Source organism: Micromonospora sp. RP3T, assembly GCF_003027925.1.
Lineage (GTDB): Bacteria > Actinomycetota > Actinomycetes > Mycobacteriales > Micromonosporaceae > Micromonospora.
The window spans coordinates 57872-65301 of sequence record NZ_PYPS01000042.1; the positions used below are offsets into that span (position 1 = coordinate 57872).

The 7430-nt window shown below is 73.0% G+C and carries 7 protein-coding genes and 1 pseudogene; 1 reads left to right on the forward strand and 7 read right to left on the reverse strand.

Going from position 1 to position 7430, the window contains the following annotated elements; genetic code table 11:
• Window positions 1-58 precede the first annotated feature (58 nt).
• Window positions 59-409 (reverse strand): Lsr2 family protein, encoded by a 351-nt coding sequence (locus tag C8054_RS27245; RefSeq protein WP_199199943.1) that lies wholly within the window; start codon window positions 407-409, stop codon window positions 59-61.
• Between the two features lie 115 nt (window positions 410-524).
• On the reverse strand, window positions 525-2033 hold the full coding sequence (gene lysS / locus C8054_RS27250) for a lysine--tRNA ligase (protein WP_107161752.1): 1509 nt from the start codon (window positions 2031-2033) through the stop codon (window positions 525-527).
• Window positions 2034-2127: 94 nt separating this feature from the next.
• Between lysS and C8054_RS27255 the strand changes: the two genes are divergently transcribed.
• The gene (locus C8054_RS27255) at window positions 2128-2868 is read left to right on the forward strand and encodes a class I SAM-dependent methyltransferase (RefSeq protein ID WP_107161754.1); all 741 of its coding nucleotides are present in this window, start codon (window positions 2128-2130) and stop codon (window positions 2866-2868) included.
• Window positions 2869-2915: 47 nt separating this feature from the next.
• Here the strand turns inward: C8054_RS27255 and C8054_RS27260 are convergent, their stop codons facing one another.
• From C8054_RS27260 to C8054_RS27280, 5 genes and pseudogenes are all read right to left on the reverse strand, one after another.
• Window positions 2916-3674, reverse strand: a complete 759-nt coding sequence (locus C8054_RS27260; protein WP_107161757.1) for a type III pantothenate kinase — start codon at window positions 3672-3674, stop codon at window positions 2916-2918.
• 17 nt (window positions 3675-3691) lie between these two features.
• Entirely contained in the window at window positions 3692-4588 is an 897-nt protein-coding gene (gene nadC / locus C8054_RS27265; RefSeq protein WP_107161759.1) for a carboxylating nicotinate-nucleotide diphosphorylase, read from the reverse strand.
• Window positions 4585-6273, reverse strand: a complete 1689-nt coding sequence (locus C8054_RS27270) for an L-aspartate oxidase (RefSeq protein WP_107161761.1) — start codon at window positions 6271-6273, stop codon at window positions 4585-4587. Before C8054_RS27270 ends, nadC begins: the two co-directional genes overlap by 4 nt.
• A 61-nt stretch (window positions 6274-6334) precedes the next feature.
• Window positions 6335-7228 (reverse strand): septum formation family protein, encoded by an 894-nt coding sequence (locus tag C8054_RS27275; protein ID WP_107161763.1) that lies wholly within the window; start codon window positions 7226-7228, stop codon window positions 6335-6337.
• A gap of 88 nt (window positions 7229-7316) precedes the next feature.
• Window positions 7317-7394: pseudogene (locus C8054_RS27280) on the reverse strand (anti-sigma factor); the annotation flags it as partial.
• Window positions 7395-7430: the final 36 nt, after the last annotated feature.

Here is a 7430-nt window from a genome sequence, read left to right on the forward strand (position 1 = left end):
ACGCCGGCCCGGAGTCGTCCTCCCGGCCGGCGTCGGTCGCCGTCACGTGCGGTCGGCGTCAGCGCCCCGCCTTGGCGTGGAACTCGTCCACGATCTCCTGCGGGATCCGGCCCCGGTCGGAGATGTCCTTGCCGTTGCTCTTGGCCCACTCCCGGATTGCCTTGTTCTGCTCGCGGTCCGCGGTCGCGCCGCCCCGGCCACGTGCGGCCCGGCCACCCACGACCACTCCCCCGCGACCGACCTTCGTGCCGTGCGCGATGTACTGCGCGAATGCATCGCGCAATTTTTCAGCGTTGGAAGCCGAGAGGTCGATCTCGTACTGCACGCCGTCCAGCGCGAACTTGACAGTCTCGTCAGCGTCCCCGCCGTCCAGGTCATCGACCAGCTTGTGAATGATCTGCTTGGCCACGTCCCACATTCCTTTCGAGCAGGGTTGCGCTCCTGCATTACTCAGAGCACGATAACCTGCCCGATGCTTGCTCCGTCAATAGGATGGCGTAACAAGCCGGAGAAGCTTTGCGGCCCTACTCCGGCCGGACCAAGGGGAACAGGATGGTTTCCCGAATTCCCAGCCCGGTCAGCGCCATCAGCAGCCGGTCGATTCCCATTCCCATACCGCCGGCCGGCGGCATTCCGTACTCCATCGCCCGGAGAAAGTCCTCGTCGAGTCGCATGGCCTCGTCGTCGCCCCGCGCCGCGAGCTGCGCCTGGGCCACCAGCCGCTCCCGCTGCACGACCGGGTCCACCAGCTCGGAGTACGCGGTGCCCAGCTCGAAGCCGAGCACGTAGAGGTCCCACTTCTCGGCCAGGCCGGGCTCGCTCCGGTGCGCCCGGGTCAGCGGGCTGGTCTCCTCCGGGTAGTCGCGGACGAACGTGGGCGCCCGCAGGGACGGCACCACCAGTTCCTCGAACAACTCCTCGGCCAGCTTGCCGGGACCCCACTTCGGGTCGACCGAGAGGCCGACCTTGTCCGCGTACTCCACCAGGCGTGACCTTTCGGTGCGGACGGTGACTTCCTCACCGAGCGCTTCGGAAAGAACACCGAACAGCGTCACCGACCGCCACTCGCCGCCCAGGTCGAACTCGTGGCCGTCGGCGTGGGTCACCACGGTCGAGCCGGCGACCGCGACGGCGGCCTGCTGCACCAGATTCCGGGTCAGCGCGGCCATGGTGTCGTAGTCGCCGTAGGCCTGGTACGCCTCCAGCATCGCGAACTCGGGCGAGTGCGAGGAGTCGATGCCCTCATTACGGAAGTTGCGGTTGATCTCGAAGACGCGGTCGACGCCACCCACGACCGCCCGCTTGAGAAACAGTTCCGGTGCGATTCGCAGATACAGATCGGTGTCGAGCGCATTGCTGTGGGTCACGAATGGCCGGGCGGTCGCGCCACCGTGCAGCAGTTGCAGCATCGGCGTCTCGACCTCGATGAAGTCCTGCCCGTGCAGGGTGTCCCGCAGGCTGCGGACCGCGGCGGCCCGGGTCCGCACCATCTGCCGGGCCTGCGGACGGACCACCAGGTCGACGTAGCGCTGACGGACCCGGGACTCCTCACTCAGCGGCTTGTGCGCCACCGGCAGCGGGCGCAGCGCCTTGGCGGTGACCACCCACTCGTCGGCCAGCACCGACAGCTCGCCGCGCCGGCTGGTGATCACCTCGCCGGTCACGCCGACGTGGTCACCGAGGTCCACCAGGCGCTTCCAGTCCGCCAGCCGCTCCGGGCCGACCCGGTCCAGCGAGAGCATCGCCTGGAGCTCCGTACCGTCGCCGTCACGCAGCGTGGCGAAGCAGAGCTTGCCGGTGTTCCGGATGAAGATCACCCGGCCGGTGACCGAGGCCCGGTCCCCGGTGGCGGTGTCGGTGGGCAGGTCGGCGTAGCGCTCCCGGAGCAGCGCCAGCGTGGTGGTCCGGGGGAAGCCGACCGGGTACGGCTCGACGCCCTCGGCGAGCATCCGGTCCCGCTTCTCCCGGCGGACCTTCATCTGCTCGGGAAGGTCGTCGGCGGGATCTGTGGGCAGGGCGTTCTGCTCGGTCACGGCACGCTTCCTCAGGCCTTGGCAAACATCGGCGGGGTCAGCCCATGAGCGTACTCAAGCGTCGTGCCGGCCGTTACGGGATAACCTGCCCGCCATGACCGACCCCACTGCGGCGCTCTCGTTCGGCGCCGCCGCAGCCGAGTACGACCGGTTCCGGCCCCGCTATCCCGAGGCGGCGCTGCGCTGGGCGTTGGACGGGTCGCCGGCCCCGGCCCGGGTGGTCGACCTCGGTGCCGGCACCGGCATCCTCACCCGTGGCGTGACCGCGCTCGGGCATCATGTCGTACCCGTGGAACCCGATCCGGGGATGCGGGCGCAACTGGCCGCCGCCACGCCGGGCACGACGGCGCTCGCCGGCAGCGCGGAGTCGGTGCCGCTGCCGGACGGCGACGCGGACGCCGTGCTGGCCGGGCAGGCCTACCACTGGTTCGACCGGGACCGTGCGCACACCGAGGCGGCCCGGGTGCTGCGCCCCGGCGGCACGTTCGCGCCGGTGTGGAACGTGCGTGACGAACGGGTCGGCTGGGTGGCCGAGCTGACCCGGATCGCCCACCTCGACCACAACGCCGGTGACGTGACCGGCCGGTACGCCGACTTCGGCCCCGCCTTCACCCCGGTCGAGGTGGGCGAGTTCGACCACGCCACCACGCTCACGCCGGACGACCTGGTGGCGATGCTGCACACCCGCTCCTACTGGCTGACCGCCACCCCGGCCGAGCAGGCCCGGGTCGACGGCGGGCTGGTCGAGCTGTTCGCCACCCACCCCGAGCTGGCCGGCCGGGCCACCGTGGAGCTGCCCTACCGCACGATCGTGCTCCGGGCGCGGCGGCGTTAAGCGGGGGCCCCTCCTCTACCGGAGGCGTTAAGAAGGGGCCCTTCCTTTCAGGTGTTGCGGTCGTAGACCATCCGCAGGCCGATCAGCGTGATCATCGGCTCGTGGTGGGTGATGGTGCGGCACTCGCCCACCACCAACGAGGCCAGGCCGCCGGTGGCGATCACCGCCCGCACCTCGCCCAGCTCCTCGGACATCCGCTCGACGATCCGGTCCACCTGGCCGGCGAAGCCGAAGTAGAGCCCGGACTGGAGGCACTCGACCGTGTTCTTGCCGATCACCGAACGCGGCCGGGTGGCCTCCACCTTGCGTAGCTGCGCGGCGCGGGCGGCCAGCGCGTCGAAGGAGATCTCGATGCCGGGCGCGAACGCCCCGCCGAGGAACTCGCCCCGATCGCTGATCACGTCGAAGTTGGTGGTGGTGCCGAAGTCGACCACGATCGACGGCCCGCCGTAGAGCGTGTACGCGGCAAGCGTGTTGACCACCCGGTCCGCGCCCACCTCCTTCGGGTTGTCGATGGCGAGCTGCACGCCGGTGCGGACCCCGGGCTCGACGATCACGCTGGGCAGGTCGGCGTAGTAGCGGCCCAGCATGGTGCGCAGCGACCGCAACGCGGCCGGCACGGTCGAGCAGGCGGCCACCCCGGTGATCTCCACGGCGTCACCGGCCAGCAGCCCGCGGAACATCAGACCCAGCTCGTCCGCGGTGGAACGGGCGTCGGTCTTGATCCGCCACGAGTGCACCAGCTTGTCGCCCTCGAAGGTCGCCAGCACGGTGTTGGTGTTTCCGATGTCGATGCAGAGCAGCACAGCGGCAGCCTAGACGGTCACCTGTCGTGCAGGTCGAGAGCGATGTCGAGGATCGGCGACGAGTGGGTCAACGCGCCGACGGAGAGGAAGTCCACGCCGGTCGCCCCGTACTCGGCCGCCACCGGCAGGGTCAGCCCGCCGGTCGCCTCCAGCTCCGCCCGGTCGCCCACCGTGGCCACCACCTCGCGCAACTGCGCCGGGGTCATGTTGTCCAGCAGCAGGAACCCGGCCCCGGCCTCGACCGCCTCCACCGCCTCGGCCGGCGTGTCCACCTCCACCTGCACCGGAACGTCGGGGAACGCCTCCCGCACCCGGCGGAACGCGGCCGCGATGCCGCCGGCCGCCACCTTGTGGTTGTCCTTGATCATGGCGACGTCGTGCAGACCCATCCGCTTGTTGGTGCCGCCGCCGGCCCGGACCGCGTACTTCTCCAACGCGCGCAGCCCCGGCGTGGTCTTGCGGGTGTCCAGCACCATGGCCTTCGTGCCGGCGAGCGCGTCCGCCCAGGCCCGGGTGTGGGTCGCCACCCCGGACATCCGGGAGAGCAGGTTGAGCGCCGTCCGCTCGGCCGTCAGCAGCAGCCGGGTCGGCCCGGTCACGGTCGCCAGCACGTCGCCGCGCGCCACCCGCTGCCCGTCGTGGGCCACCAGCGACACCTCGACCGTACGCCCGGCGCCGGTCACGTCGCCGACCAGCTCGAACACGGCGGCGGCCACCGGCAGCCCGGCCACCACGCCGTCCGCGCGCGCCACCAGGTCGGCGGTGTCCCGCTGCTCGGCCGGGACGGTGGCGACGCTCGTCACGTCGAGGAAGTCCGGGCCCAGGTCCTCGGTCAGCGCGTCGACCACGACCCGCCGGACCCGCTCCGGATCCAGGCCACCCTCGCGCAGCGCCCGCACCGTCGACTCGATCATGAATTCTTCTCCCAACGCTCGGCGAGCAGCCCGTCCGGGCCCACCTCGGCCACCAGGTGCCCCAGCCACCGGTCGTCGGCCACCGGGAAGTCCTCCCGCCAGTGGCAGCCCCGCGTCTCCTGTCGGGCGTACCCGGCGGCGACGAGCGTCGACGCCACCGTGAGCAGGTTCGTCGCCTCCCAGTCGGCGGTACGCGGCACGCCCGCCCCCTCGCCCAGCGCGCGCAGCGTGGCGGCGGTGGCGGCCAGCGTCTCCGCCGAGCGGAGCACACCCGCGCCCCGGGTCATCGCCCGTTGCAGCTCCGGCGTGCCCGCCGCCGGCACCAGCCGGCCCGGCCCGCCCACCCAGGCGCCGGTCTCCGCCGGGCGGGCCTGCTCGGGCAGCCCGGCGGCGATGTCCTCGGCGATCCGGCGGGAGAAGACCAGCCCCTCCAGCAGCGAGTTGCTGGCCAGCCGGTTGGCGCCGTGCACACCGGTGCAGGCCACCTCGCCGCACGCGTACAGGCCGGGGATCGAGGTGCGGCCGCGCAGGTCGGTCCGGACGCCGCCGGAGGCGTAGTGGGCGGCCGGCGCGACCGGGATCAGGTCGGTCGCCGGGTCCACGCCGATGGCCAGGCAGGACGCCACGATGGTGGGGAACCGCCGGGCCAGGAAGTCGCCGCCCAGGTGCCGCGCGTCCAGGAAGACGTGCTCTTCCCCGGTGGCGAGCAGCACCCGGTGGATGCCCTTGGCCACCACGTCACGGGGGGCCAGCTCGGCCAACTCGTGCTGGCCGACCATGAACCGCTTGCCGTCGCCGTCGACCAGGTGGGCGCCCTCGCCGCGCAACGCCTCGGAGACCAGCGGCTGCTGTGCGAGACCGGCGCCCGGTCCGCCCGCCGGCACGATCAGCGCGGTCGGGTGGAACTGGACGAACTCCAGGTCGGTGACGGCCGCGCCGGCGCGCAGCGCCAGCGCCACCCCGTCGCCGGTGGAGACCGCCGGGTTGGTGGTGGCGGCGAAGATCTGCCCCATCCCGCCGGTGGCCAGCACCACCGCGCGACCGAGGATCGCGCCGACGCCGTCCTCGCTGCCCTCGCCGAGCACGTGCAGCGTGACCCCGCAGGCCGGCCCGAGCCCGCCGGGGCCGTCGCCCGGCGCGCGCAGCAGGTCCAGCACCAGGGCGTGCTCGACCAGCCGGATCCACGGGTCGCGGCGCACCGCGGCGTGCAGCGCCCGCTGCACCTCCGCGCCGGTGGCGTCGCCGCCGGCGTGCACGATCCGGTCGGCCCGGTGACCGCCCTCCCGGGTGAGCATCAGTGAGCCGTCCGGGTTGCGGTCGAACTCCGCCCCGATCCGCATCAGCTCGCGCAGCCGGGTCGGGCCCTCCTCCACCAACGCCCGTACGGACGCCGGGTCGCAGAGGCCGACGCCGGCCACCTCGGTGTCGTGGGCGTGCGCCGTCGGGCTGTCCGCCGGGTCGAGCACCGCGGCGATGCCGCCCTGCGCCCAGCGGGTGGAGCCCTCGTCGATGTCGACCTTGGTGACGACCGTGACGTGCAGGCCGGCCTCGCGCAGGTGCAGCGCGGCGGTCAGCCCGGCGACCCCGGAGCCGACCACGATCACGTCGGTGGTCTCCACCCAACCGGGCGCGGGCGCGGCGAGCAGCCGGGGCAGTGCCGGCAGGCCGACCGTGGGAAGGTCCATGAGCACAGTCAACCCGAAGCATCCTCGTCCCGGGCGGCGGGGGCGGGACGAGTGGTTCCGGCTACCTCGTCCGGACCGGCATCCCGGCCGGGCCGGCACCCTTCAACGAGGCGCTCACCTTGCGGTGGCTGAGCCACAGATAGCAACGGACCCCACGGTCGCCGACCGCCCAGCGGCCGGGGCCGGGCGGCCGGACCACCACGTCGCTGCGGTACCGCAACACCGGATCGGCGGGCACCCCGGTCCAGCGCGCGATGGCGGCGTAGCAGCCGGCGTAGAGCGGGGCCCAGTCCGCCGGCTTCTTCGGGTACGGCCGGTCCGGCGCCGCCCACACGCCGACGAACTCGGCGTCGTGCGCGGTCGCGCAGTCGACCGCGGTGAGCGTCTGCACCCGCCGGCGGTCCTGGCCGGTGCGCTGGCAGCCGAGGCGCAGCCGGGAGGGCTGCTTGAGCGCGTCGCGCAGGCTGCCCGTCCGGGTCACCACGGTGGCCGCCGCCTCGGTCGTGTTCAGCTCGGTCAGGTCGCACCGGAACCAGCGGGAACCGGCCGTCCACCCGGTGCCGGTGGGCGTCGCCACGGCCAACCGGAGCCGACCGGCACGCCAGTCGTCGCCGACGTAGCCCCGGGCGCGGGTGTCGCACTCGGCGAACGCGGTACGCAGTTCCGGCGAGGTGAGCGGCGGCGGAGTGGCCCGGTCGACGGTGAACGCGCCGACGTGCACCGTCTCCACCCGGTGCGGCACGTCGCAGCCGACCGGCGCGTAACCGGTCAGGCCCACTGTCGGAGTGAAGTCGGCGACCTGGCAGACGCCGGCCACCGGCGTGAACGGCCCGGCGGGACCCAACGCCGGCCAGTCGTCGGCGAGGTCCCCGTCCACCCCGCCCGACGAGGCACACCCGGTCAGCACCACGCCCGCGACCACCGCGGCGACGAAGCTGCGCATCGCACGGCCCATCGCGCCTCCCCCAGCCCGACGACCGTCGATTCCGACGGCCCGCCCAGGGTAGCCGAAAATGACCTTCCGGTAACAGACCGCGCTGCCACAGGTCGTCGCCGGGCGCGGCCAGCCAGGACCCGATCTGCTCGGTCGCGCCGTCCGGGCCGTGCGCCACCAGCCGGAACGTGTACGCCTCGCGGTGCCCGGCCCGCCTGTCTTA

Bases quoted from the DNA above. Each gene is read 5' to 3' on its own strand.
- C8054_RS27255 (WP_107161754.1), top strand. From the start codon at position 2,128: ATGACCGACCCCACTGCGGCGCTCTCGTTCGGCGCCGCCGCAGCCGAG.
- nadC (WP_107161759.1), bottom strand. From the start codon at position 4,588: ATGATCGAGTCGACGGTGCGGGCGCTGCGCGAGGGTGGCCTGGATCCG.
- C8054_RS27270 (WP_107161761.1), bottom strand. From the start codon at position 6,273: ATGGACCTTCCCACGGTCGGCCTGCCGGCACTGCCCCGGCTGCTCGCC.
- C8054_RS27275 (WP_107161763.1), bottom strand. From the start codon at position 7,228: ATGGGCCGTGCGATGCGCAGCTTCGTCGCCGCGGTGGTCGCGGGCGTG.